23 protein-coding genes and 1 tRNA gene are annotated in these 23,059 nt (G+C 69.7%); 14 read left to right on the top strand and 10 right to left on the bottom strand.

Going from position 1 to position 23,059, the window contains the following annotated elements:
• Positions 1-70 precede the first annotated feature (70 nt).
• The 4 genes from D1J51_RS05580 to D1J51_RS05565 all read left to right on the top strand — a co-directional run bounded on the left by D1J51_RS05580 (position 71) and on the right by D1J51_RS05565 (position 4,080).
• A complete protein-coding gene (locus D1J51_RS05580) occupies positions 71-1,387 on the top strand; it encodes an ABC transporter substrate-binding protein (RefSeq protein ID WP_119074196.1) in 1,317 nt (438 codons plus the stop codon).
• A 71-nt stretch (positions 1,388-1,458) separates the two neighbouring features.
• Positions 1,459-2,346: a carbohydrate ABC transporter permease gene (locus D1J51_RS05575; protein ID WP_119074195.1), complete on the top strand. Its 888-nt coding sequence runs from the start codon at positions 1,459-1,461 to the stop codon at positions 2,344-2,346.
• Positions 2,343-3,227, top strand: coding sequence for a carbohydrate ABC transporter permease (locus tag D1J51_RS05570; RefSeq protein WP_119074194.1), 885 nt, complete (start codon positions 2,343-2,345; stop codon positions 3,225-3,227). The genes D1J51_RS05575 and D1J51_RS05570 overlap by 4 nt, the downstream gene beginning before the upstream one ends.
• A gap of 16 nt (positions 3,228-3,243) precedes the next feature.
• Positions 3,244-4,080 (top strand): sugar phosphate isomerase/epimerase family protein, encoded by an 837-nt coding sequence (locus D1J51_RS05565; protein WP_119074193.1) that lies wholly within the window; start codon positions 3,244-3,246, stop codon positions 4,078-4,080.
• A 58-nt stretch (positions 4,081-4,138) separates the two neighbouring features.
• On the opposite strand, the gene D1J51_RS05560 is transcribed toward D1J51_RS05565, so the two are convergent.
• Both D1J51_RS05560 and D1J51_RS18540 read right to left on the bottom strand, forming a co-directional pair.
• Positions 4,139-5,272: an FAD-dependent oxidoreductase gene (locus D1J51_RS05560; RefSeq protein WP_119074192.1), complete on the bottom strand. Its 1,134-nt coding sequence runs from the start codon at positions 5,270-5,272 to the stop codon at positions 4,139-4,141.
• The gene (locus tag D1J51_RS18540; protein ID WP_256385998.1) at positions 5,269-5,391 is read right to left on the bottom strand and encodes a hypothetical protein; all 123 of its coding nucleotides are present in this window, start codon (positions 5,389-5,391) and stop codon (positions 5,269-5,271) included. The genes D1J51_RS05560 and D1J51_RS18540 overlap by 4 nt, the downstream gene beginning before the upstream one ends.
• A gap of 506 nt (positions 5,392-5,897) precedes the next feature.
• On the opposite strand from D1J51_RS18540, the gene D1J51_RS05550 reads away from it, so the two are divergent.
• Positions 5,898-9,596 carry an aldehyde dehydrogenase family protein gene (locus D1J51_RS05550; protein WP_119074191.1) on the top strand — a complete coding sequence of 1,233 codons (3,699 nt, stop codon included), beginning with the start codon at positions 5,898-5,900 and terminating at the stop codon, positions 9,594-9,596.
• An 89-nt stretch (positions 9,597-9,685) separates the two neighbouring features.
• On the opposite strand, the gene D1J51_RS05545 is transcribed toward D1J51_RS05550, so the two are convergent.
• Positions 9,686-10,150 carry a GNAT family N-acetyltransferase gene (locus tag D1J51_RS05545; protein ID WP_119074190.1) on the bottom strand — a complete coding sequence of 155 codons (465 nt, stop codon included), beginning with the start codon at positions 10,148-10,150 and terminating at the stop codon, positions 9,686-9,688.
• 116 nt (positions 10,151-10,266) lie between these two features.
• Between D1J51_RS05545 and D1J51_RS05540 the strand changes: the two genes are divergently transcribed.
• Positions 10,267-10,348 (top strand) — tRNA-Tyr (locus tag D1J51_RS05540).
• Positions 10,349-10,799: 451 nt separating this feature from the next.
• Here the strand turns inward: D1J51_RS05540 and D1J51_RS18535 are convergent.
• The 3 genes from D1J51_RS18535 to D1J51_RS17855 all read right to left on the bottom strand — a co-directional run bounded on the left by D1J51_RS18535 (position 10,800) and on the right by D1J51_RS17855 (position 11,940).
• Entirely contained in the window at positions 10,800-10,928 is a 129-nt protein-coding gene (locus D1J51_RS18535) for a hypothetical protein (RefSeq protein ID WP_256385997.1), read from the bottom strand.
• Complete coding sequence (locus tag D1J51_RS05535; protein ID WP_119074189.1) at positions 10,925-11,200, bottom strand: transposase; 276 nt, start codon at positions 11,198-11,200, stop codon at positions 10,925-10,927. The genes D1J51_RS18535 and D1J51_RS05535 overlap by 4 nt, the downstream gene beginning before the upstream one ends.
• Positions 11,201-11,787: 587 nt before the next feature.
• Positions 11,788-11,940, bottom strand: a complete 153-nt coding sequence (locus D1J51_RS17855; RefSeq protein ID WP_162903674.1) for a hypothetical protein — start codon at positions 11,938-11,940, stop codon at positions 11,788-11,790.
• Positions 11,941-12,188: 248 nt separating this feature from the next.
• Between D1J51_RS17855 and D1J51_RS05530 the strand changes: the two genes are divergently transcribed.
• Positions 12,189-12,485: a hypothetical protein gene (locus D1J51_RS05530; RefSeq protein WP_240422956.1), complete on the top strand. Its 297-nt coding sequence runs from the start codon at positions 12,189-12,191 to the stop codon at positions 12,483-12,485.
• A 90-nt stretch (positions 12,486-12,575) separates the two neighbouring features.
• Here the strand turns inward: D1J51_RS05530 and D1J51_RS05525 are convergent, their stop codons facing one another.
• Positions 12,576-12,779 (bottom strand): hypothetical protein, encoded by a 204-nt coding sequence (locus D1J51_RS05525; RefSeq protein WP_119074188.1) that lies wholly within the window; start codon positions 12,777-12,779, stop codon positions 12,576-12,578.
• 139 nt (positions 12,780-12,918) lie between these two features.
• On the opposite strand from D1J51_RS05525, the gene D1J51_RS05520 reads away from it, so the two are divergent.
• On the top strand, positions 12,919-13,854 hold the full coding sequence (locus tag D1J51_RS05520; protein WP_119074187.1) for a 2-hydroxyacid dehydrogenase: 936 nt from the start codon (positions 12,919-12,921) through the stop codon (positions 13,852-13,854).
• Positions 13,855-13,904: 50 nt separating this feature from the next.
• Here the strand turns inward: D1J51_RS05520 and D1J51_RS05515 are convergent, their stop codons facing one another.
• The 3 genes from D1J51_RS05515 to D1J51_RS05505 all read right to left on the bottom strand — a co-directional run bounded on the left by D1J51_RS05515 (position 13,905) and on the right by D1J51_RS05505 (position 17,093).
• Positions 13,905-14,846: an EamA family transporter gene (locus D1J51_RS05515; protein WP_119074186.1), complete on the bottom strand. Its 942-nt coding sequence runs from the start codon at positions 14,844-14,846 to the stop codon at positions 13,905-13,907.
• 100 nt (positions 14,847-14,946) lie between these two features.
• On the bottom strand, positions 14,947-16,251 hold the full coding sequence (locus D1J51_RS05510) for a flavin monoamine oxidase family protein (RefSeq protein ID WP_240422954.1): 1,305 nt from the start codon (positions 16,249-16,251) through the stop codon (positions 14,947-14,949).
• A gap of 53 nt (positions 16,252-16,304) precedes the next feature.
• Entirely contained in the window at positions 16,305-17,093 is a 789-nt protein-coding gene (locus tag D1J51_RS05505) for an HpcH/HpaI aldolase family protein (RefSeq protein WP_119074185.1), read from the bottom strand.
• A gap of 377 nt (positions 17,094-17,470) precedes the next feature.
• Here D1J51_RS05505 and D1J51_RS05500 point away from each other — a divergent pair, with 377 nt between their 5' ends.
• From D1J51_RS05500 to D1J51_RS05480, 6 genes are read left to right on the top strand one after another with little or no spacing between them, the layout of a single operon-like run.
• On the top strand, positions 17,471-18,856 hold the full coding sequence (locus D1J51_RS05500; RefSeq protein WP_371414077.1) for an LLM class flavin-dependent oxidoreductase: 1,386 nt from the start codon (positions 17,471-17,473) through the stop codon (positions 18,854-18,856).
• Positions 18,857-18,886: 30 nt separating this feature from the next.
• Positions 18,887-19,441 (top strand): flavin reductase family protein, encoded by a 555-nt coding sequence (locus D1J51_RS18175; protein WP_205547742.1) that lies wholly within the window; start codon positions 18,887-18,889, stop codon positions 19,439-19,441.
• Positions 19,438-19,863, top strand: a complete 426-nt coding sequence (locus tag D1J51_RS18170) for an ester cyclase (protein WP_240422952.1) — start codon at positions 19,438-19,440, stop codon at positions 19,861-19,863. Before D1J51_RS18175 ends, D1J51_RS18170 begins: the two co-directional genes overlap by 4 nt.
• 10 nt (positions 19,864-19,873) lie before the next feature.
• On the top strand, positions 19,874-20,662 hold the full coding sequence (locus tag D1J51_RS05490; protein WP_119074183.1) for a 2-keto-4-pentenoate hydratase: 789 nt from the start codon (positions 19,874-19,876) through the stop codon (positions 20,660-20,662).
• A 41-nt stretch (positions 20,663-20,703) separates the two neighbouring features.
• Positions 20,704-22,152: an aldehyde dehydrogenase (NADP(+)) gene (locus tag D1J51_RS05485; RefSeq protein ID WP_119074182.1), complete on the top strand. Its 1,449-nt coding sequence runs from the start codon at positions 20,704-20,706 to the stop codon at positions 22,150-22,152.
• Positions 22,153-22,166: 14 nt separating this feature from the next.
• Positions 22,167-23,021: a fumarylacetoacetate hydrolase family protein gene (locus tag D1J51_RS05480; RefSeq protein WP_119074181.1), complete on the top strand. Its 855-nt coding sequence runs from the start codon at positions 22,167-22,169 to the stop codon at positions 23,019-23,021.
• Positions 23,022-23,059: the final 38 nt, after the last annotated feature.

Here is a 23,059-nt window from a genome sequence, read left to right as displayed (position 1 = left end):
TCAACGCCACATCACGACCCAGCGGGCGGTCGCAGCGGAAGCGGCGCTCTCGAAGAGGAGGGGCATACACATGCAACGGAAGAAGACCATTCTGGCGGCCATGGCCGCCGGCGCAGCTCTCGTGCTGAGCGGATGCGCCGGCGGAGGCAACAGCGGGGCGGCCGCCGATGTGACGGCCGAGCCCGAGTTCTCGGGCAAGCTCAGCATCCTCACCAAGTTCGCCGGCGAGCCGCTCGGCCCCTACTTCGAGGAACTCGCCGCCGCCTACCAGAAGCAGTACCCGGACGTCGAGTTCGAACTCATCCAGGAAACCGATCAGTCGGTGAAGGACAAGACGAAGACGCTGACGGCATCGGGGGCGCTGCCCGACATCTACTTCACCTGGACCGGCACCTGGGCGCAGAACTTCGTCGACGGCGGTCTCGCCGCCGACCTCACCGAGGTGATCGCGCCCGGCACCGAGTGGGGCGACACCTTCGGCAAGGCGTCGCTCGACGCCTTCAAGTACGGCGACAAGTACTACGGCATTCCGCTCTACAACAACGGCAAGTTCATGGGCTACAACAAAGATGCGTTCGCGAAGGCCGGTATCCAGGTGCCGAAGACCTTCGAGGAGCTGATCGGCAGCTGCGGCCCGCTGCGCGACGCCGGCTACGAGCCCATCGCCTTCGGCAACAAGGACGGCTGGCCCGGTCTGCACTACCTGCAGCAGCTCTTCGCCTACAACGTGCCCAGCGACACGCTGAACGCCGACTTCGACCCCCAGACCGCGAAGTGGGACGATCCCGGGTACGTCAAATCGCTCAAGCAGTTCAGCCGGCTCGTGAACGAGTGCACCGATTCCGGAAAGGGCACCAACGGCGTGCTGTACACGACGGCGCAGGAAGCGCTGGCGGGCGGACGCGCGGCCATGTACTACCAGGAGATCCTCGAGTTCGATCAGCTCACCTCCGGCGAAACGCTCGCCCCCGAGAGCTTCGGCATCTTCAAGCTGCCGGTTCCCGAGGGCGCCGAGGGCGATCCCGGCGCGGTCGAGGGCTCTCCCGAGGGCTACCTGATCAACGCCAAGTCGCCGCGGGCCGCGCTCGCGATCGACTTCATGAAATTCGTGACGAACCCCGAGAACGCGAAGACGCTGTCGTCGCCGCCCTACGGGCAGCCGAGCACCGTGATCGACGCGGTGACCGAGGAGACCTCGAGCGCGGCGGTCTACGACGGCATCCGGCAGGTGAACGAGGCCTCGCAACTCGTCACCTGGCTCGACACCGTCACGGTGCCCGAGGTCGCCGACGCGTGGCTCGCGGGAGGTGAAGCGCTCATCAGCGGCGACTCCTCTCCCGAGGAGGTCATCAAGAGCGTTCAGAAGGCGAACGAGATGGCCCGCTGAGCGGTCGCACGCGGGGTCGGCGGTACGGCCGGCTCCGCCGCCCGCTGTCGATTCGGTATCGAGGAAGCAACATGCACTCACGCCTCTCCAGGGCCGGCGGGCTCCTCTGGCTCGCCCCCGCGATCCTGATCCTGATCGCGTTCGTCTACGTCCCTCTCGTGCAGAACTTCGGGTTCGCCGCCTCCGAGTGGGACATCTACTCCGGCACGAACGAGTTCGTCGGGGCGAAGAACTTCGAGCGCCTCGTGGGCGATCCGGTGTTCTGGCGCTCGCTCGGCAACAACCTGCTGTACGCGGCGGTGTCGATCGTTCTCCAGGTCGGCGCCGCGCTGGTGATCGCCGCGCTCATCGAGAGCGTGCGCAGCCGCCGCACGCGCAACGCGCTGCGCACGATCTACTTCATCCCGTCGGCGATCTCGATCACGGTCTCGGGTCTGCTGTTCTACTTCATCTACGAGCCGAACATCGGCATGCTGAACAGCTTCCTCGACACCATCGGTCTGGGCGCGCTGGCCCAGCCCTGGCTCGGTCAGGAGAGCACGGCCATGATGGGCGTCATCGCGATGAGCCAGTGGCAGGGGTTCGGCTACTCGGCCCTGCTGTTCACGGTCGCGATCCAGCGCATCCCCTCCGAACTCTACGAGGCGGCCCAGATCGACGGCATCGGCTCCGTGCGGCGCTTCTTCACCATCACCGTCCCCCTCGTGCGCGAGATGACCGGCCTCATGATGATCGTGACCATCTCGGGCGCGTTCCAGGTCTTCAACGAGGTCATGGTCATGACCACCGGCGGGCCCAACAATTCCACCCAGGTGCTGGGCACCTGGCTGTACCGCAACGGTTTCGTGCGCAACGATTTCGGGTACGCGGCCGCCATCGCCGTGGTCGTCTTCGTGCTGTCGCTCGCGATCGGCCTGGCGCAGCTGTGGTACACGAGGAAACGGAGAGTAGAGGTATGAGCACGGAGACAGCCGTCCTGCTGGCGGTTCGCCCCGAGCGGTCGCGCATGGGCAAGCTGGGCTTTCTCGGGATCATCGGACGCATCTTCGTCTGGTCGTTCCTGATCGGCCTCGTCGTCATCGTGCTCTATCCGCTGCTGTGGATGATCTTCAACGGCTTCAAGACGAACACCGAGCTCTTCGGCAATCCGTTCGCGGTGCCGCAGCAGTGGAGCTGGGAGAACTACGCCAAGGCCTGGAACCGCGGGGTGAGCAACTACCTCGCGACGAGCGTGCTCGTCACGGTCTCCTCCACGATCACGACTGTGTTCATCAGCGCGTGGGCGGCGTACGGGCTCACCCGGGTGAGGATCCCCTTCAACGCCGTGTGGACCGGGGCCATCCTCGGCGGGCTCATGCTCGCACCGACCGTCGCGCTCGTGCCCCTCGTGAGAATGTTCCAGTCGCTGGGCCTCTACAACACCTTCTGGGCGCTCATGATCCTCTACACCGCGTTCAGGATCCCGTTCACGACCTTCCTCATCCGCTCGTACATGATCGACCTGCCGACCGAGGTCGACGAGGCCGCGCAGATCGACGGCGCGAGCCGGTGGACGACGTTCTGGCGGATCATCCTGCCCATGTGCAGGCCGATCCTCGTCTCGACCGTGCTGCTGCACGTGCTCTTCGCGTGGAACGAGTACCTCTTCGCCATGGTGTTCACGAGCGGTACGGGCGTACAGCCGCTGCCCGTCGGTCTGACCAGCCTCATGAGCAAGTACGGCACCGACTACCCGGTCGTGTTCGCCGGCATGGTGATCGCCGCGGTTCCCGTGATCGTGCTGTTCCTCGCCTGCCAGCGCTACTTCGTCAAGGGCCTCGCCGACGGGGTCGGCAAGTAGGGGATCGCGGTCGCTCATGCTCTCGCTCGTGCAGGTCAGCGGATCCAACTTCTCGTACCAGCACCGCCCGCTGGACGAGTGCTTCGATGACCTCGCCGCGCTGGGACGCACGGCCGTCGAGCTGTGGGGGATCGCTCCGCAGCTCCACGTGCCGTGGCTCAGCGATGCCGAGGCGCGCGCGGTGCGCCGGGGCGCCGCGGCCCGCGGCCTCGAGATCGTCTGTTTCACGCCCGAGCAGGTGATCTACCCCGTCAACATCGCGTCGCCCGACAGCCGTCTGCGCGCCGCGAGCATCGCGATGTTCAAGCGCGCGGCCGAGCTCGCCGTGGAACTCGGGGCGCCGCGGCTGTTCCTCACGCCCGGACGCGGCTTCGAGGGCGAGCCCGTCGACGCGGCCCGGCGTCGTGCGATCGACGCGCTCGGCGAGATCTGCGGTTATGCCGGGCGGCTCGGCCTCGAGTGCCTGCTCGAGCCGCTGCAGCGCGTCGAGTCGAACCTCGTGAACTCGGCCGCCGACGCGGCCCGCGCGCTCGCGGACGTCGCCGCGCCGAACCTCGGCGTGGCCCTCGATACGGTGGCCATGGCGGTCGCGGGCGACACGGTCGACGGCTGCTTCGCGGCGCTGGGGGATCGCGTGCGGCACGTGCACCTCGTCGACGGGGCGCCGGCGGGACATCTCGCCTGGGGCGACGGCGAGCTGCCGCTCGCCGAGATCCTGCGCGCCCTCGACCGCAACGGTTACGAGGGATGGATGACGGTCGAGCTGTTCGGCGACGGCGGCTACGCGCTCGACCCGCGTCCCGCGCTCGAGCGCTCGTACGCCGCGATCGAGGCGGCGCTGTCCGCCGGGTAGCCGGAGCGCCGGGGAGCATCCGGGCGAGCCCGGTCGGGAGCGAGATCCGGATCCGGCCTCACACGCCGTGCGCGGCGAGCCGGAAGGCCTCGGGCACCGGCGCGGCTCCGAGGCTCGCGTCGGCGAGCACGCGGCCGATCGCCGGAACGAACTTGAAGCCGTGCCCGGAGAATCCGGCGCCCACGGTGACGCGGCCGCGAGTGTCGAGCACGAAGCGCTCAGACGGGGTCAGCGTGTAGGTGCAGCTCACCTCCGCGGCGGAGTAGGGGTCGACGCCGGGGAACCAGCGGGCCACGTGCTCGCGCAGCTGGGCGCGCGCCTCGTTCGGGGCGCGGAAGCGGCGACGATCCGGATCGACCTCGTCGCCCGTCCCGTGGAAGCCCACCTTGACGCCCTCGCCCGGCGTGAGCATGCCGTAGACGTCGCCGCGGTAGCCGGTGAGCCGCTCTGCGGGCTGGAAGTGGTTGAAGGATGGCCATGCGGCGGATGCGAACTCGGGGCGCAGGGTGAAGTGCGCCGGGTGCTCCTCGGTGACCCGCATCGGCGGCAGCCCGACGAGCCCTTCGAGCAACCGCGCGCTCCAGGCCCCGGCCGTCACCACCACGCCCTCGGCCTCGGCGGCGGCGCGCTCGCCATCGGGGGTCTCGGCGGTGACGACCACGCGATTCTCGCCCGGCTCGATCGCCAGCACGCGGTGCTCGGAGCGCAGCTCCGCGCCGCGCTCCCGCGACAGCGCGTCGAGCACCTCGAGCGCCTCGGCGGCGTGGACGCGCCCCGCATCGCGGTTCACCAGCACCTCGCCCTCGAAGCGCATGCCGGTCCAGCGCGCCTCGGCGTCGGCGGTCGTGATCAGTCCCGCCGACGCGCCGCGCGCCACGAGCGCGGTGTGCGTCGCTCGCACGCGCTCGGGATCGCCGTGCGTGACCAGCCCGCAGAGCGTGAGCAGCCGCCTGCCCGAATCGGCCTCGAGTTCGCGCCACAGCCGCAGCGCTTCGTCGTAGAGGTCGAGGTAGTGGTGCTCGGCGTACGCGTTGTTCATGTTGCGGGTGGCGCCGTGCGATGCCCCGCGGCGGTGCCCCGGCGCGAAGCGCTCGAGCATGAGCACGCGCAGGCCGCGACTCGCGAGCTGCCAGGTCGTCGCGAGGCCCATCGCCCCTCCGCCGACGACGATGCGGTCGAACTGCTCGGTCATGTCTTCTCCTCCACGGTGGCCTGCACGAGCGGCAGCGTGCGGTTCTTGAAGTGGCTCTCGAGGGAGAGGCGCGTCGACACCCTCGCGACCCCCTCGGTGTTCGACATGAGGTCGAGCACGCGCTGCAGGTCGTTCGTCGAGCCGGCACTGCGCGGTGGCGCGCGCGACGCCGAGGGGCCTGGCGCACTCGACCATCGAGATGCCCGCCTGCTCGGTGGGCAGCGCGATGAGTCGCGCGTCCAGCCGGTCGATGCCCATGCGGCCTCCTCGACCTCGGTGCCGCACCAGTCATTCTGCGCATGGATGTCTTGCAGCTACTGCACGAACCGAGCATGGTGTTGTGTCAGAAGTGTACCGATTGCGGAGTGCGGCGCAAACGCTTCGGCCTGGCTCACGTCGGACTCCGAACCGGAGGGGAGGCGCCGATGACGCCGCATGCACCGCGGACCGGGGACACCGCCCGGGCAGTGCACTCATTTCGCCCCGGGCTCGAGCAGATCGCCGCGTACCGCGCGGGTCGGCAGATCCCGGTGCTGCTCGCTGAACGGGTCGAGGCCGCGCCGGTCGATGAGATCCCGCGGCGCGCATCCGTACTAATGTCAGCGGCGCGCCATACAGTGGGCACATGGCTGCAGAATCCTTGGCTCCGGAGGCGGTGTGGAGCGCCGTGGAAGGCCGGGCGGAAGTCCGCGCAGACGAGTGGGTCACCGCGCTGCGCGCCCGGAGCGGGGAGTCCGCGTCGGCGGGTCGCGAACTGCTCGGGGGCGGGGATCCGGAGACCTTCGAGTTCACCCGCCGCCTGCTCGAGCTGGTCGCCGGCACCGAGAACGCCTTCGCCTCCGCGGTGGGCCTGCGCGAGGTGGCTCAGGAGGTGCCGCGCTCCCTGCCCGCCAGGGACCGCCTCGCCGTGCGGGCGGGCGGGGCCGCGTCGCTCGGACTGCCCTGGGCCGTGATGCCCGTGGCGCGACGGTGGCTGCGCGACCGGGTGTCGGAAATGGTGCTCGCAGCGAGGCTGCCCGCCGGAGCCGCGGCACCGGGCCGTCTCGGCCGCCTCGCGGAGGCGCTGCGCCGGCACCGCGAAGCGGGGTTCGTGCCCGTGACCGTGCCGCTGGGCGAGGCCGTGCACGGCCCGGCGGCGGCCGAGGCCGAGGCCGCGAGGCTCGCCGCGCTCGCGGCGGCGCCGACGGTGACGCATCTGGTGGTCGATCCGGCCCGCATCGCCCCGGGCGGCAGCGACTGGTCGGCCGAGGACGACATCGCCCGGGCCGCGCACGGGCTCCGGCCGGTGCTCGAGGCTGCCGTCGAGCACGGCACCACCGTGCACCTCGAACCGCGGAGCGTGCGGTGGGCGCGCCTGCTCCCCGACGTCGTCGTGCGGGCGCTCACCGACGCGGCTCTCGACCGGGCGCGCATCGGGGTGCGTCTGATGGCGGAACTGCCCGAGTCCCGGGAGCACTACGACCGCCTGAGCCGCTGGGCCCAGCGTCGCGTCGCCGACGGGGGAGCGCCCGCAGAGGTCGTCATCGGAGTGGCGGGGGTGGCCGGCGCGGAGCGCATCGCGTCGCTGCAGAGCGGGCTTCCGGTGCCGGTGCTGGAGGGTCGTCGCGAGGTGACCGCGCAGCTGCTGCGCCTCGTCGAGCTCGCGCTGCACCCGGGCCGCGCCGCGGTGCTGAGGCCCGTCGTCGCCTCCGAGGACGTGTTCGTGCTGGCGGCGGCGGTCGAGCTCGCCGAGCACCTCGGCGGGGCCGAGCTCTGCTCCATGCAGCTCCGCGCAGGCGTCGCGCCGGGCCTCGCCGAGACGGTGGCAGACTCCGTTTCCGAAGTGCGGATCGCGGTGCCCGTGATCGCCCCGCGAGAGTTTGCGGGCGCCGTCGACGCGCTCGTCGGCCTGGTGGCCGAGGCCGCGGATCCCGCGTCGACCGCGTCGCGGCTCGCGGCGCTGCTGCGGGAGAGCGACTCCGAGGAGACCCCGGAACTCGCTGCGGAGCGCGCGGCCTTCCGCGCCGCGGCCGCCCTCGCCGCCGAGCCGGCCGCGGTATCGCATCGCACCCAGTTGCGCGCTCGGGAGTGGGATCCGAGCGAGCGCGACAGCGCCCTGTTCTACCGCGAGCCCGACGAGCCCGCGGGCCTCGAGACCGGCGGACTCACAGCAGCCGTGCTGGGGCTCGCGCGTGGCAGCACGGGCGAGCTCACGCTCGAGGAGCTCGTGCCGCAGAGAGCCATTCCAGTGGTCTCGCAGTCCGGGTTCGCGAACGAACCGGGTACCGACGCGAGCGTGGCCGCCAATCGCGACTGGGTGCGCGACCTCCTCGTCGAAGCCGCGGGCGTAGCGGAGGAGCGCGACGCGATCAACGAGACCGTGGCGCTATCCGCAGCAGACCTTGATCCCGAGCGCGCCGCGCAGGAGGCGCGCGCAGCCGGGCAGCGGTGGGCCGAGCTGCCCCATTCCGCCAGGGCCTCGCGGTTGCGCCGCGCCGCGCTCGCGCTCGTGGCCGCGCGAGACAGGCTGCTGCAGGCGCTCGCCGTCGACACGGGGGCGCCCGCGGCCGAGCTCGACGCCGAGGTCGACGACATTGTCGACGCCGCCCGCTATTGCGGGCAGCTGGCGGAGGGGCTCGGCGCCGTGCGCGGCGCGAGCTTCGTACCGCAGGGGCTCATGCTCGTCGCGGCCGACGAGTGCACACCGCTCTCGACCCAGGCGGAAGCCGTGCTCGCGGCCCTCGGCGCCGGCAGCGGTGTCCTGTGGTCGGTGCCGCAGCGCCTGGTGCGGTCCGCCGCCGTGCTGCTGGAGGAGTGGGAGGCGGGCGGGCTCCTGCCGGGATCGGTGCGACTCGAGGCGGTGATCGTGGGGCGCACGCTCCCCGAACTCGCGGCCCACCCCGAGATCGACCGCGCTGTGGTGCTCGGGGACCGCGCAGCCGCGCGGGAGCTGGCCCGCCGGCGTCCCGATCTGCGGGTGGAGGGGCGGTTCCGCGCGCGCGGCGCGATCCTCGTGACCCCCTCGGCCGACCTCGACCGGGCCGTCGCCGACGTCGTGGCGTCCGGCTTCCGCGGCGCGGGAACCGACCCCCGGGCCGCGCACGCCGTGATCCTGCTGGGCGGTGCGGCGCGATCCCGGCGCTTCCGCGACGGTCTCGCCGACGCCGTGCGCGCGCTGCGGGTCGGCGACACCGCCAGGCCGGGCGACGCGGACCCCCTCGGCTTCGACGTGGGTCCGCTGCCCGCACCGCCCGACGCCGGCGGGCTGCGGGCGCTCACCGAGCTGGGCCGCGGCGAGGAGTGGCTGGTGGAGCCGCGCCGGCTCGACGATGAGGGCCGGCTGTGGAGCCCCGGCGTGCGGCTCGGGGTGCCCGCATCCTCCCCCTTCTGGGACGACGCGAGGGGCGTGCCCGTCATCGGCATCGCGCATGCCCACACGCTGGGCGAGGCGCTCGCCGTGCAGAACGCGGAGGGCAGCGGCGCCGTCGCGGGGCTGCAGTCGAACGACGCCGACGAGATCCTCGTCTGGCTCGACGGCATCGAAGCTGCCGCCGTGTCGCTGAACCGTCCCACCACGGCGGCGCGCATCGAGCGGCAGCCGGGCGGAGGGTGGAACGAGGCCGCGATGGGGCTGTCAGCGCTGAGCGGCGGGCCGAACCGGCTGGTACCGCTCGGCTCCTGGCAACTGCGATCCGGCACGCGCAGCGAGACGCTGCACCTGCGCGGGCTCGATCCGGAAGTGCGGGTGCTGGTCGAGGCCGCGCAGTCCCTGCTCGACTACGAGGACTTCGACGAGGTTCGCCGTGCGGCGCTCTCCGACGCGCTCGTCTGGCGCACGTCGTTCGGTGTGGAGCACGACACGATCGGCCTGGGCATCGAGCGCAACGTGATCCGGCACCGTCCCGTCGTCACCCACCTGCGCCTCGCCGAGGGCGCGCGATTCGCCTCGCTCGTACGGGTGCTGGCGGCGGCGCTGCTCGTGCGCGCGCCCGTATCGGTGTCGACCGGCGAGGTGCTGCCCGCCGAACTCAGCGACTTCCTCGAGAAGGTCGGCATCGAGGTGTCGCTCGAGCGCGACGACGACTGGGTGCAGCGCCTCGCGGTGTCGGGTCCGGTCGGCGCGGACGGCGTGGCCGCGGCCCGGGTTCGGCTCATCGGCGGCGATGCGGTGCGCACCGCCGAGTGGATGGGCGGGCTGGACCGCGCGGCACTCTGGGCGGAGCCGGTGACGATGGCGGGCCCGGTCGAGCTGCTCACCCTGCTGCGCGAGCAGTCGGTGTCGGCGCGGGCGAACCGGCACGATCTCGCGGTTCCCGTGCCCGGGCTCGACGAGCTCGTGGGATAGGAGCGGATGGCGGATCCCGCGGCCCGCGCGGCTCCGACTCCGTGGTGTCGGGGAAGCGCCGCCCACTGCGGCGAGGATCGAGTTCGGCGTCAGCCGATCCTCATGGGAAGGTGCGGGATCCCGTCCTCGAGAAATCCCTCGCCGGAGGCCGCGAACCCGAAGCGCTCGTACCAGGCCTCCAGGTGAGCCTGAGCGTGGATGAGGATCGGTCCACCCGCGCACTCCGCGATGGCCGCCTCGAGCAGGGCGGCGGCGACCCCGCGCCCGCGCCAGGCCGGGGCGGTGACGACTCGTCCGATGCTGCGCAGCCCCGGCTCCCGGCGGCTCTCGTCGAGAGTGCGCACGGTCGCCGCGACCTCGCCGTCGGCCGCTTCGGCCCAGAGCTGCACCGCGGTCGACTCGAGGTCGCGCCCGTCGAGGTCGAGGTAGACGCAGCCCTGCTCGACGACGAAGACCTCCTGGCGCAGCCGAGCGACGCCGTAGAAGGTGCGAGCGGGGATGTCGTCGATGCTCCGCGCGATGCGCAGCGACAGTTCGGTGGGGAGGCGGGCCATCCCCCGATTCTGCCACGCGAGCGGGTGGGATCCTCGGGCAGGATCGGGCCGGATCGATTTCCGTTCCGTCGCACGAGGCGGTAATGTAATCTCTCGGTCGTGTTCGCATGGCCGACGGCGGGTTACCCGAGCGGCCAAAGGGGGCTGACTGTAAATCAGCTGGCACTGCCTACGGGGGTTCGAATCCCTCACCCGCCACCGGAAGAAAGCCCGGTCAGACGCAAAATCTGTCCGGGTTTTCCTGCTTTCGGGGTTTGTGTGGCTTCAGCCGACTCGCGGTTTTCGCTGAATAGTTCCTACAGGACTTCGGCCACCTGCGGGCCCCTTCGAGAACGGGCGACGTAATACTTCGGGTTGCCGAGCCCGGCGTGTCCGGGCTGATCCGCAGCTTCCTTCTCGCCAAGAGCGCGTGCGATGTGCGTCGCAACACTCTTTCGGTAGAGGCCGGGCGCCAGCCCCTTGTGCTTGGAATCTTAGAGCGCCTGATGCCAATCGCGACGGAAGGCGTCGGGCGACCCCACCGTGCCAGTAGCGCTTGGGAAGACCATGCCGACACCCGCGTTGAGCCTTCGCCGCATAATGATCGGGACAACTTCATGGGGGAGCTCGAGGCTACGGTTCGAGTTGCTCGTCTTGGGGTGATTCTGAATCACATATTTGCCCGCGCGGCGTGCGCGTAGTAGGTGGACGAGGCGACGCCGATTCCATGCGCGTTCAGCACGGTCAGGATCGGCTCGACCCCGAACCGGTTCGCATGGGTGCGGACGTAGTCGATCACTGTCCGAGTTTGCGGTCGGGCTCCGCTTGGGCGAAAAAAGCTGACGCGGTCTTCAGGATCTCGTTCGCTCGTTTCGGCTGCGCGTTCTCGCGCCGCAGCCGGGCGAGTTCTTCACCGGGCGCCTCGTTCGAGTCCTGCCGGGGCCGGCCGTCTCCCACTGCCCGGTCGACCCATCGTCGGAGGGTTTCAGCGCTGATGCCGAGGAGTTCACCGACTTCGCGATACGCGGCGCTCCTTGAAGTTCCGCCCTCGTCGATGCGGTCGAGAGACATCCGGACCGCGCGGGCACGGGCCTCGTCATCGCATTCTCGTGGTGCTGGCATGATCTCATTTCCCTCTCTCGTGTCAGATCACGCCCTCCGACAACCCCAGGCCGATTCATGCCGACACTCACGCGGCGGGGCTGCTGCACCGGCTGCTATCTGTCGGCCAAGACCGCGAGAAGCACGCGGAGGAGACGGCGAGTGATCTGCGCCGTCTCCTCGCGGCAGGGCGGGAGCCCTTGCGGAGTCCTGCGTGATGCGGCACGTCTGCCGCTCGACAAGCGCCGTGACGGAGGAGGGGCAGCCGGGGGAACACTTGGGGAGATCGTCGGCTGCCCCTCCCACTTCGTAGGACGGGATCGAGGGGCCGGGTCTCATAAAGTTTTCGCGTTTCCTCTCGCCGCGATGGGTCGAGCGTCACCTGGAGCGCCCGCACCCAGTGCCGCGAGGATGATGTCGAGACCGCGCTCGAACGACGCGTCGAGGGTCGAGGCCCGCAGGTGGGTCTGCGTGACAACATCCTGACAAGAATGTTCGGATCGGCGACGAGCTGGACGGCGGTGCTGCGAGGCCGGTGGCGGAGGCACGCGCCGCCGTCACTCGAGATTGTCGACCGGAACCTCGCCGCTCGTGTCGGGGGAGTCCTCATCGTTGTCGTCGGAGGGGCGCCCGTGCCGCGCCTGCTCCCGTTCGCGGGCCTTCTCGACCGTGTACTTCGTGCTGTCACCGGCGTCGTCGAGCATCGACATGCTGTTCTCCTGTTCCCTCGGTGTGCCCCTCCAGCATCGGGCACCCCTCCCGGGCGGGTAAGGGGGTGGGCGGGCGGGTGCCGGCGCCGTACAATGCCGCTTCGAGACGGGCGGATCCGGCGGCACGGCGACGATGACCGTCCGCCCTACCGGCACCGTCCGCCCCAGTCAACGGCTTCCGGGCGGGCGCTCCGGGCGCGTATCGTGAAGGTCCACGAACACGAGCATCGAGATCGAGGAGGAACACAATGTCCGAGCACACGACCGACGAACCCGCCGATGCCGACGCGCCGACCGACGAACGAGAGTTCCAAGACCCCCACCTGACGCACGACGCCAGCGATACCGAGGCCAGCAACGGCGCGGGCACCGTGCACTCGCCTCCTCACGGCGGCACTCTGGATCACCCGATCCTCGACGGCTCGACGGAGGATTACGGTGCAGAGGGTGCTGAGGTGAATCCGCGCTACGGCGAGGAGGATCCCGCGCTGGTACGCCACCCGGAGACGGGCGAAGAGACACCGACCCCCGATGAGGAGGCGTGAACGCGAAGAACTGACCGGCCCGAAGAGCCCGTCTGCGCTCCGGAGGCATACCGCGAGACGATCAAGCCGGCCTTCGGGGGCCCGCCGCGGTTACGCGGCCGGGGAGAAGCGATTGCGCAGCTCCGCCGCGCGTCGGATGTCGCCCTCGATCGATGCGGTCTGCTCCGAATTGAGGGAACCGGACTTCTTCGCATCGTCGAGTCTCTCGAGGCCGGACTGCACCTCGTTGTCGAGGCCGTCGAGCACGAGCTGTCGAATGCCCTGTGGAAGTCGCTGAAAGCTCGAAGTATCCATACAGAAACCGTACACTGCGTTTCGCGCAGGATCGAGAGACGCCGCGCCCGTCGCCGAAAACCGCTCTCGATCGCAAGATTCTCGCTCGGCAGCGGCTTCGGCCGAAAGGGAGTGGCGACCGACCGATACACTCGGTGGCATGAGTGACCTGGTCGTCTCCCTGCCCGCCGATGCCGGACTGCGCGAAGCGGTGGGGGAGGTGCCGGGCGTCGAGTTCGTCGAGTGGGATCTCGACGACCCCGCACCGCGCGAGCGGTTCGACCTCGTCGTGCCTCCGTACTGGAACTCGCACCGGCGGCTCGCTCGGCTCGAGGGCGTCGACGTGCGTCTCGTGCAGTGGCAGTCGATCGGCTACAACGGCGTGGCCAGGCACCTGCCCAGGGGCGTTCCGTTCGCGAACGCGACGACGGTGCACGAGGCCTCGACGGCCGAGCTCGCGCTGGCGCTGACGCTCGCTTCCCAGCGGGGGATCCCGGAGTTCGTGCGCGATGGCGAAGCCCGCCGCTGGGACCTGCGCACCTTCCCGAGTCTCGCCGATCGGCGGGTGCTCCTGGTCGGCTACGGCGGGGTGTCGAAGGCGATCGAGGCTCGGCTCGCCGGCTTCGAGGTCGAGATCACCCGTCTGGCGCGCACCGCCCGCGAGGAGCGCAATCTGGCGGGCGACACGGTCGAGGTGCGCGGCTTCGACGAGTTGCACGCCCGCCTCGGCGAGGCGGAGATCGTGATGCTGGCGGTGCCGCTCACCGACGAGACGGAGGGCCTCATCGACGCCGAGGCGCTCGCCGCTATGCGGGACGGCGCGCTGCTCGTCAACGTGGCGCGGGGGCCGGTGGTCGACACCGATGCGCTGGTCGTCGAACTGCGCGCGGGGCGCCTGCGCGCGGCGCTCGACGTCACCGATCCCGAGCCGCTTCCGGCGGAGCACCCGTTGTGGGCCTGCCCCGGCACGCTCATCTCGCCGCACGTCGGCGGCGACTCGGGCGCCATGCTGCCGCGCATGGCGGCCCTGATCCGCCGCCAGATCGAGCGGATGCGCGCGGGCGAGGCTCCCGAGAACCTCATCGATCTCGCCTGATCCGCACCTCCCACCCGTGCGGGAGCCGGGCTGCTGCGTTTCGCAGGCGCTCAGGGCACCGTCGCCGGAGCAGCCGTTCGCCGGCGCCGTGCGGAGACGATGTCGCCGCACTTGACGAGCGCGATCCCACCGAGGATCAGCATCCCGCCGGTGACCAGCGCAGGATCCGGGAACTCGGCGAGGAGTATCCAGGCGGCCAGCGCCGCAAACGGGACCTCGCTGAAGCTGGTGAAGGATCCGACGGTGGGGCCGATGCATCGGAGGCCGACGATGCCGAGCAGGTACGCGGCCACGGTGAAGACCACCAGCAGCATCAGGGGGACTGCGGCGGGGAGATCGAGGCCGGCGAATGGCACGTCGGAGAGCGTGAACTCGAGGGGGATGATCCGCGCTGCGCCGCTCGCCATGACGACGAGGGCGCCCGCGGCCATGCTCAACCCGATGTAGGCGGCGGGTGGGAGCGGTGTGCGCTGCTTCGCCGAGACGAGGAAGTAGACGACCGTGCAGAGCGCCGCTGCGAAGGCGAGCAGCACGCCGGCGAGGCTGAGCGGGGAGCCGCGCGGGTCGAGGAGTAGCAGGATCCCGCCCACGGCGACGGCGACGCCCAGAAAGGTGAGGTTCGACGGCCGCCTGCGAGTGCGCAGCCAGAGCCAGAACACGACCATGACCGGGGCCGTCATCTGGATCAGCTGGGCCAGCGTGACCGAGAGATGCTCGATGGCGAGGAAGAAGAAGCCCTGCATGCCCGCGAAGCAGACGGCCCCGTAGGCGACGATCGACCCCCAATGGCGCGCGACAAGGGCCCAGTGACCCCTCAACGCGTGCGCCGTCGCCGGGAGCAGCACGATGGCGCTCCCGGCGACACGCACGAGCAGCACCGCCCCGGGTGACCATCCCCCGTCGTACAGCGTCTTCGCGATCGGGCCGGAGACGGCGAAGAGGAAGGCTGACGCGAGCAGGCTGCAGAAGCCGAGGAGCGCAGTGCGACGCATCGGATCACTCGGTCCGTTCGAGGAGGATCGGGGCACGGCGCCGAGGCGGCGGGGCCGCCGCGAGATTCGAGCGGCGGGCTCTCAGCCTGCGGTGTCCGCGTCAGCCCGCCCGGAGCGACGCGTCGACCTCCCGGGAGGTGCGCAGCGCGCTCTCGATGGCCCCGTCGAAGAAGCCGGCCCAGAGATTGGCGATGTCGCCGCTGGCGAAGTGCAGCGCCCCCTCGGCTCGCTGCATCTCGGCTTGGCTGCGCGTGTACGCTCCGGGGCGATGGATCAACCAGGTCTCCTCGGCATACGGATCGCGGCCCCACGGATGGGCTGCGATCTCGAGCACCTCGAGGTCATCGCGCCAGACCTGCAGGGCCTTGCCGACCTCCTGCGGGTCCTCGAAGTCGAAGCGGTCGATGTCGGCGCCGAAGCAGACCAGCACCGCCTCGTCCCCCTCCACGAACTCGGTGCGGATGACCGAGAGATCGTGGTGCTGCGTCGAGTAGGCGAAGAACGGCTTGATCGCGCCGTCGGCCGCCTTGACGCGTACCCAGAGCTTGAGGCCCTTCGAGGCCGTGCCCTCCTCGCTCGTCTCGACCTTCACCGGATTGAGCGCCGGCTCGATGTCGAGCTTGTGCAGGATGTTGAGCGGCAGGGTGCTGATGATGCGGCGCGCGCGGATGACGGTTCCGTCAGCGGTCTCCAGCTCGCCTCCCCCGTCGTCGTGGCGCACTTTGACGACGGGGCTGTTCAGGCGAATCTCACCCTTGACGTCGTTCGCGATCGCCTCGACGAGGGTGTGGTTGCCCGCCTTGATGCGCAGCACCGAGCTGGCGGTGTGCATCAGGCGCCAGTCACCGCCGGTCGCGGCGGTCCAGCGCAGAGCGGCCGAGTATCCGACCTGGTCGAGCGGACCGTTGCAGTGCCCCACCCAGGCGCACTCGTTCGCGTCGCGCTCCTCGTCACTGAGATCGAGGCCGTCGAAGACCTCCTGCAGCGAGAGCTTGTCGGCCTCGCGGAAAGCGTCGCCGGTCTCGATGAGGTCCGGGCGAGGCATGAGTTGGGCGCTCCGTGCGACGAGCTTCTGATGGCCGGGATCGAGGAAGTCGAGAAACCCGGGCAGGTCGCCCTTCACGACCTCCCCGTTTTGGATCCAGTAGGTCTCTTCGGATCGGGGGCCGCGATCCACCTCGAGGCCGTAGCGGGTGATCTCCGCCCACACGTGCGGCTGCAGCCAGTGCAGCCAGTTGCCTCCGAGCTCGAGGTGCACGCCGAGCCGGTCGGCGGTGTAGACGCGACCGCCGATACGATCGTTGGCCTCGAGCACCAGCACGCTGTGACCGGCGTTGCCGAGCTCCCGGGCCGCGGTGATGCCGGCGAGGCCGGCTCCGATGACGACTACGTCGACTTCTTCCATGATTCTGCTGTCCTTCCTGGTGTACCGGATGGGGGGTGACGGTGTCGGTGCGGTCAATGCTCGCGCATCTCTTCGGCGAGGCGCTCGGCGACGCAGAGCCCCTGGGCGGCGACGTGGGCGAGCTGTCCGCCCATGACCTCGCGGACGGCGCTCATGTCGTGGCACGTGTTGACCAGGGTGAAGCCCTCGCGCGCCCGCTGCGCCGCCGCCTCGCCGGTGCCGCAGTAGATGCCGGCGATCTTGCCGCGCTGCCTCGCCGCCTCGCGGATCTGTGCGAGCGCCTGCTCCAGCTCCGAGCGGATGCCCTCCTCGAAGGGCATGTCCGCGCCGAGAGCGAGTGAGAGATCGTAGGGCCCGACGAATACGCCGTCGATGCCCGGGGTGTCGAGGATCTCGTCGAGGGCGGCGAGGCCTTCGCGGGTCTCGATCATGGGAAGCACCAGTACGTTCGCGTCGGTGCTGCCGGGAGCCCGGCCGAAGTGCTCGCCATGCCGCACGGGAGAGTAGGAGCGCCGGCCGCCGGAGGTGGCGTACCGGGAGGCGTGAGCGGCGGCGCGCGCCTCCTCGCCGGAATCGACCATCGGGATGATGACACCGCGAGCGCCGGCGTCGAGGACGCGGCCGATCTCCCCGGGATCGTTGCGGCTGACGCGTGCGACGGGGAGGGGGCAGCCGCCCGCGGTGACCGCGATGAGGGCGTCGCGCAGCTCGGAGTAGCCGAGCATGCCGTGCTGGCCGTCGACGACCACGAAGTCGAAGCCGAGACGGGCCACTTGCTCGGCCATGACCGATGAGTCCAAGGTGATCCACGCCCCGAAGCGAGGAGCTGGCGACTCGGGCATCTCTGCGTTTGACCCTTCGGCTGAGAGGCGGTGATGAGCCGAGAGCGAGAGCCCGGCCCATACCAGTTTCGATTATCTGAGTCGGATGTCCACGGTGACGATGCCCGCCTTAGCGGCCACGATACCGCTTCTCACGCCTGAGAAACTCAGTAAACGAACGATTAGATCATTGACTGAACTCCAACAATACCCCAGCGGGTTTGCCTGTCAAGACGATACCGTACCGAGCTGCTCTGAGGAGCAGAATGACCGGATCCCTCCCGAGCGATGCAAAGAATCTCGATTCAGGAGTTGACCTTGCGGTCGCGGGGATTTAATGTATGGTCAGTAAATGAACCTAATGTTCGTTGAATGAACGTTTTGCGCGACACAAAGGAGTGACCACATTGGCTCAGCAGATGAAGCTCTTCGCCTTCGACTTCTCGGGCCCGGCCCACCTCTCGGCCGGGCTCTGGCGCCACCCTGCGGACCGAGGCGCTGAGTACAAGAACGTCGAGTACTGGGTCGAGTACGCGCGGCTGCTCGAAGAGGCCGGCTTCGACGGCATCTTCTTCGCGGATAACATCGGCTACCACGACCTCTACCGGGGCAACGCGGATGAGGCTCTGCGCGACGCGGCGCAGATCCCGGCCAACGATCCCGCGTACCTGATCCCGGCGATGGCTGCGGCAACGAAGCACCTCGGCTTCGGCGTCACGACGTCGACGGCCTATGAGCAGCCCTACACGGTCGCGCGCAAGTTCAGCACGCTCGATCATCTCACCGACGGGCGCATCGGGTGGAACGTCGTCAACTCCTACTCCAACAGCGCGGCGCGCAATCACAGCGCTGAGCGGCAGCGCTCGCACACCGACCGCTACACCCACGCCGAGGAGTTCGTCGACGTCTGTCTCAAGCTCTGGGAGGGTTCTTGGGAGGACGACGCGGCCGTGAACGACAAGTCCGGCGGCGTGTACGCGGATCCGTCGAAGGTGCACGAGATCCACCACGCGGGCGAGAGCTTCTCCGTTCCCGGCATCCATCTCTGCGAGCCCTCGCCGCAGCGCACCCCCGTGATCTTCCAGGCCGGAGGTTCGAGCCGAGGCGTGAAGTTCGCAGCTGCGACGGCCGAGGCCGTATTCATGAACTCGACGACCAAGCCGGGCCTCAAGAAGTGGGTGGACAACCTGCGGGCCGCAGCCGTGGAGGCCGGCCGGCGCCCGGACAGCGTCGCCGTGCTCCAGATGATCACGGTCATCAGCGCGGCTACCGATGAGGAGGCGCAGAAGAAGTACGAGGAGTATCTCTCGTACGTCTCATACGATGGGGCCATGGCCCGTTACAGCGGTTGGACCGGCATGGATATGAGCCAACTCGACCCCGACGTGCCGTTGAAAGACATGAAGATCGAGGGCACGCAGACCATGCTCGACGTGTTCACGAAGATGGACCCCGACAAGGTGTGGACGCCGCGCGACATCGCCGAGTACATCGGGATCGGCGGAACCTCCCCCGTCATCGTGGGAGGCCCCGAGACGTGCGCCGCCGAACTCGAGTCGTGGGTGCGGGAGACCGGCATCGACGGTTTCAACATCGCCCACGCCGTCAAGTATCAGGACATCAAGGACTTCACCGATTTCGTCGTCCCCGAGCTGCAGAAGCGCGGTTCCATGCGGACGTCGCCGAACGAGGGCACCCTTCGCGAGAACCTCTTCGGCGCGGGCAACGCCCATCTGCCCGACGACCACCCGGGTGCCCAGTACCGCAGCAACTTCAGTCGCTGAATCACGAGCAGAGAGGCTTATCTTCCAGCAATGAACGCAATCACCGTAGCCGAGGACGGCTCGATCGATCCCATGGACTATCGGCAGGTGTTCGGCCTGCTGCCCACCGGGGTCACGGCGATCACCGGCACGTCGACCGAGGGCAAGCCCGTCGGTTTCGTCGTCGGCACCTTCCAGTCGCTCTCGATCGACCCGCCGCTCGCGGCGTTCTCGGTCGACAAGGGTTCGAGCACCTGGCCGACCATCCGCACACTCGAGAACTTCACCGCGAACATCCTGTCGACCGAGCAACTGCCGGTGTGCCGGGCGCTCTCGCGGCGAGGCGTCGATAAGTTCGACGGGCTCGATTACGAGGCGGGCCCCCACGGCAATCCCCGTCTGCCGGGGTCGACGGCCTGGCTCGACTGCAACGTCCTCTACGAGGTCGTTGCCGGCGATCACTACATCATCGTCGCCACGATCACCGGCATGGAGATCGGTAGCGGCGAAGCACTCATCTTCCGCGGAGGCAAGTTCGGCGAGTTCGACGAATGGGATAAGCCTGCCCCCGCCCCCAAGCCGATTGCAGAGGAGACGCAAGCATGAGCACGATGCTGGCAAACGTCGCGGCCGCCTGGGTGCGTGCCTGGGGCGACGGAGAGACCGCGGCGTTCGAGGAGATCGTCGCACCCGGTTACGTCCGTCACACCAAGTCGGGCGATGAGGGCATCGAGGACCTCGTCAAGCAGATCGAGTCGTCGCACGCCGCGTTCAGCGACTACCACCTCGAGATTCTGCACGCCGTGGAGGATAACGAGATGATCGCGATCCACTGGCAGGGCGTCGGCACCCACACGGGCGAGTACATGGGCGTGCCGCCCACCGGCCGCACCGTGAAGGTCGCGGGTGCGTCGTTCATCAAGCACGCCCACGGCAGGATCCTCGAGGAGAGCACTATCTGGGACCCGCGCGACATGCTCTCCTCGATGAAGATCGTCCACCTCGGCACCGCGTCGAAGCAGGCGTAGGGGGCCGGATATGACGATCAACGTCAACGAGATCGCCGACACGCTGATCGAGGCGAAGCGCACCCGCACTCCCGTCGACACGCTCATCGGATCGGGCGGGCAGGGCGACACCCCGCTCGACGCTCTTCGCGTCGCCCAGGAGGTCGTGCGACGTCGAGAGCGGGAGGGCGACCGCCAGGTCGGCTTCAAGCTGGGCAACATCGCCAAGGCGATGCAGGACAAGTTCGGCGTCGACGAGCCGGATTACGGCCCGCTGCTCGCCAGCCAGTTCTACCCCGAGAACCTGCGTATCCCCGGAGACGAGTTCATCGCGCCCTTCGTGGAGCTCGAGCCCGCCTTCGTGCTGAAGACCGACCTCGGCGGGCCGAACGTGACCCCCTTCGAGGTGGTCTCGGCGACCGACTACGTGCTTCCGGCGATCGAGATCATCGACTCCCGCGTCAGGGACTGGAACATCGGCATCCTCGACACCATCGCGGACGGCGGCTCTGTGGGCGGAGTCATCACCGGTGCGAAGCCCCGCAAGCTCAGCGAAGTGGATCTCGCCGACACCCACGGCGAGATCCGCTACGACGGCGAGGTCGTCGCCCGGGGCAACACCTCGGCGATCTACGGCAACCCGGTGTCGGCCATCGCCTGGCTGTGCCGCCGCGTGGCGGAGTACGGCATCGCCTTCCGCGCCGGCGACTTCATCCTGCCGGGCAGCTGTCTCGCGGCGGAGCGGTTGGAACCGGGCACGAAGGTCACCGGCACCTTCGTCGGCTGGGGCGACGTCGGTTTCGAGTACGCGGCGAAGTAGCCGATACGCAGAGCACATGTTATTCAGGAGGAGCACGAACAATGAGTGAAGTGCAAGCAACCGGCGCGGCCGAGCTCGAGGGGATCCTCGCCGCCGCCGAACGGGCGGCCGGCGAGCTGCGACGCGGCGACCGGTTCGCACGGGCCGCCTACCTCACCGCGGTCGCGGATGCGCTCGACGCCGAGGCCGATGCCCTCGTGCCCATCGGCCGGCGTGAAACCAACCTGCCCGAGGCGCGGCTGCGCGGCGAGCTGAAGCGCACCACGTTCCAGCTGCGCATCTTCGCGGAGACGGCCGTCGACGGCCGGTACCTCGACGCGCGCATCGACCACGCAGAACCGGAGTGGCCGATGGGCGCGCCCCGTCCCGACCTGCGCCGCACGCACATCCCGCTCGGGCCCGTCGCGGTCTTCTCCGCGAGCAACTTCCCGTTCGCGTTCTCGGTCGCGGGAGGTGACACGGCGTCGGCGCTCGCCGCGGGGTGCCCGGTCGTCGTGAAGGCGCACAGCGGTCACCTCGACCTCTCCCGGGAGACGGCCCGCGTCGTCGGCGAGGCGCTGTCGGCCGCGGGAGCCCCCGCGGGCTCCTTCGCCATCGTGTACGGCACTGACGCCGGACGCACGCTCGTGCAGGATCGCCGTATCAAAGCCGCCGGATTCACGGGCTCGATCCCGGGCGGGCGGGCGTTGTTCGATCTCGCGCAGAGCCGGCCCGATCCGATCCCCTTCTACGGCGAGCTCGGCAGCAACAACCCGGTGTTCGTGACCGAGGCGGCCGATCGGGCGCGAGGAGGCGACATCGCCCGGGAGTTCATCGGCTCCTTCACGCTGGGCGCGGGGCAGTTCTGCACCAAGCCGGGCACCGTGCTGGTGCCGAAGGGATCCCGGATGCTGGCCGCGCTGCGCGAGGCCGAGCTGCCCGCCGGAGCGGCCATGCTCAACGAGCGCATCCGGGAGGGCTATGTCCAGGCCGTGCGCGCACTGCAGGCCGGCGGTGCCCGGGTCGTGAACGCGGGCTTCGACCCGTACGGGGAGGCGCCGTCGCCGATCCTGCACATCGTCTCCGCCGCCGAGGTGCTGGCGAACCCTGGCGCACTGCTCGAGGAGTGCTTCGGCCCGTCCTCGCTCGTGGTCGAGTACGACAGCGAGGCGCAGCTCCCGGAGCTCGCCTCGGTGTTCGAGGGTCAGCTCACCGCGTCGCTCCAGGCGGAGGAGGGCGACGACGTCGCCGAACTGGTCGACGTGCTCGCGGTGAAGGCCGGCCGAGTGCTGTGGAATCAGTGGCCCACGGGCGTCTCGGTGACCTACGCGCAACAGCACGGCGGGCCGTACCCGGCCTCGACGGCCAGCGGTTCGACCTCGGTCGGCACCGCCGCCATCGACCGTTTCCTGCGCCCCGTGGCCTACCAGGGATTCCCCCAGGGGCTGCTGCCCGACGAGCTCCGCGAGGATCCCGCCAACCCGGTGCCGCGCCTGGTCGACGGGCGCTGAGCGGAGCGATCCGGATGAGACTCGCAAACGTCGGCGGTCGCACGACGATCGTGATCGGGCCGGGTGCCGGTGTCGATGTGCACCGCGCGTCCGGCGGCCGCTTCGGTCCCGAGCCGCGGGCGGTGTATGCGCTGTGGTCCGAATTCCTCGTGTGGGCGAGGAGCTCGGAGCCCGGACCGGTCGAGTCGTTCGATCCGCATCTGCTCGGGCCCCCGTCGCCCGAGCCCACGCAGGTCTTCGCCTTCGGGCTGAACTACCGCGCTCACGCGAGCGAGGCCGGTTTCGACGCGCCGGACGGGCTGCCGCCCGTCTTCACCAAGTTCTGCAGCGCGCTCACCGGCCCGGTGACCACCGTGGAGCTGCCGCGTGGCGGCACGGTCGACTGGGAGGTCGAGCTCGTCGCCGTGATCGGCCGTTCGGCCCGGCACGTCGCGGTCGAGGACGCCTGGGACCACGTCGCGGGCCTCACCGTCGGCAACGACTTCTCGGAGCGAACGGCGCAGCTGCGCCCGCCCGCCCCGCAGTTCAGCCTGGGCAAGTCCTTGCCGGGCTTCGCTCCCACTGGCCCCTGGCTTGTGACCGCCGACGAGTTCGCCGACCGAGACGACATCGCGCTCGGCTGCGAGATCGACGGCGAAGAGGTGCAGTTCGGACGCACCTCGGACCTGATCATGCCGATCCCCGAGCTGGTGGCGGAGCTGTCGAAGACGCTCACGCTACTGCCGGGCGATCTGCTCTTCACCGGCACGCCCGAGGGCGTCGGAGTCGGGCGCGAACCCCAGCGGTTCCTGCGACCCGGCGAACGCGTGCGCACCTGGGTCGAGGGCATCGGCGAGCTCGAGCAGACGTTCGTCGCCTCGCCCGACTGAAGTCCACCAACTCCTCATTTCTGGGCGTCGCCCATACC

It is taken from the genome of Leucobacter sp. wl10, assembly GCF_003569785.1.
Classification (GTDB): Bacteria; Actinomycetota; Actinomycetes; order Actinomycetales; family Microbacteriaceae; genus Leucobacter.
This window is presented reverse-complemented; position numbering and strand designations above follow the sequence as displayed.

Bases quoted from the DNA above. Each gene is read 5' to 3' on its own strand.
- D1J51_RS05550 (WP_119074191.1), top strand. From the start codon at position 5,898: ATGGCTGCAGAATCCTTGGCTCCGGAGGCGGTGTGGAGCGCCGTGGAA.
- D1J51_RS05530 (WP_240422956.1), top strand. From the start codon at position 12,189: ATGTCCGAGCACACGACCGACGAACCCGCCGATGCCGACGCGCCGACC.
- D1J51_RS18170 (WP_240422952.1), top strand. From the start codon at position 19,438: ATGAGCACGATGCTGGCAAACGTCGCGGCCGCCTGGGTGCGTGCCTGG.
- D1J51_RS17855 (WP_162903674.1), bottom strand. From the start codon at position 11,940: ATGTCGATGCTCGACGACGCCGGTGACAGCACGAAGTACACGGTCGAG.
- D1J51_RS05490 (WP_119074183.1), top strand. From the start codon at position 19,874: ATGACGATCAACGTCAACGAGATCGCCGACACGCTGATCGAGGCGAAG.
- D1J51_RS05520 (WP_119074187.1), top strand. From the start codon at position 12,919: ATGAGTGACCTGGTCGTCTCCCTGCCCGCCGATGCCGGACTGCGCGAA.
- D1J51_RS18175 (WP_205547742.1), top strand. From the start codon at position 18,887: ATGAACGCAATCACCGTAGCCGAGGACGGCTCGATCGATCCCATGGAC.
- D1J51_RS05505 (WP_119074185.1), bottom strand. From the start codon at position 17,093: ATGCCCGAGTCGCCAGCTCCTCGCTTCGGGGCGTGGATCACCTTGGAC.
- D1J51_RS05580 (WP_119074196.1), top strand. From the start codon at position 71: ATGCAACGGAAGAAGACCATTCTGGCGGCCATGGCCGCCGGCGCAGCT.
- D1J51_RS05510 (WP_240422954.1), bottom strand. From the start codon at position 16,251: ATGGAAGAAGTCGACGTAGTCGTCATCGGAGCCGGCCTCGCCGGCATC.
- D1J51_RS05565 (WP_119074193.1), top strand. From the start codon at position 3,244: ATGCTCTCGCTCGTGCAGGTCAGCGGATCCAACTTCTCGTACCAGCAC.
- D1J51_RS05560 (WP_119074192.1), bottom strand. From the start codon at position 5,272: ATGACCGAGCAGTTCGACCGCATCGTCGTCGGCGGAGGGGCGATGGGC.
- D1J51_RS05525 (WP_119074188.1), bottom strand. From the start codon at position 12,779: ATGGATACTTCGAGCTTTCAGCGACTTCCACAGGGCATTCGACAGCTC.
- D1J51_RS05545 (WP_119074190.1), bottom strand. From the start codon at position 10,150: ATGGCCCGCCTCCCCACCGAACTGTCGCTGCGCATCGCGCGGAGCATC.
- D1J51_RS05570 (WP_119074194.1), top strand. From the start codon at position 2,343: ATGAGCACGGAGACAGCCGTCCTGCTGGCGGTTCGCCCCGAGCGGTCG.
- D1J51_RS05485 (WP_119074182.1), top strand. From the start codon at position 20,704: ATGAGTGAAGTGCAAGCAACCGGCGCGGCCGAGCTCGAGGGGATCCTC.
- D1J51_RS05575 (WP_119074195.1), top strand. From the start codon at position 1,459: ATGCACTCACGCCTCTCCAGGGCCGGCGGGCTCCTCTGGCTCGCCCCC.
- D1J51_RS05535 (WP_119074189.1), bottom strand. From the start codon at position 11,200: ATGTCTCTCGACCGCATCGACGAGGGCGGAACTTCAAGGAGCGCCGCG.
- D1J51_RS05480 (WP_119074181.1), top strand. From the start codon at position 22,167: ATGAGACTCGCAAACGTCGGCGGTCGCACGACGATCGTGATCGGGCCG.
- D1J51_RS05515 (WP_119074186.1), bottom strand. From the start codon at position 14,846: ATGCGTCGCACTGCGCTCCTCGGCTTCTGCAGCCTGCTCGCGTCAGCC.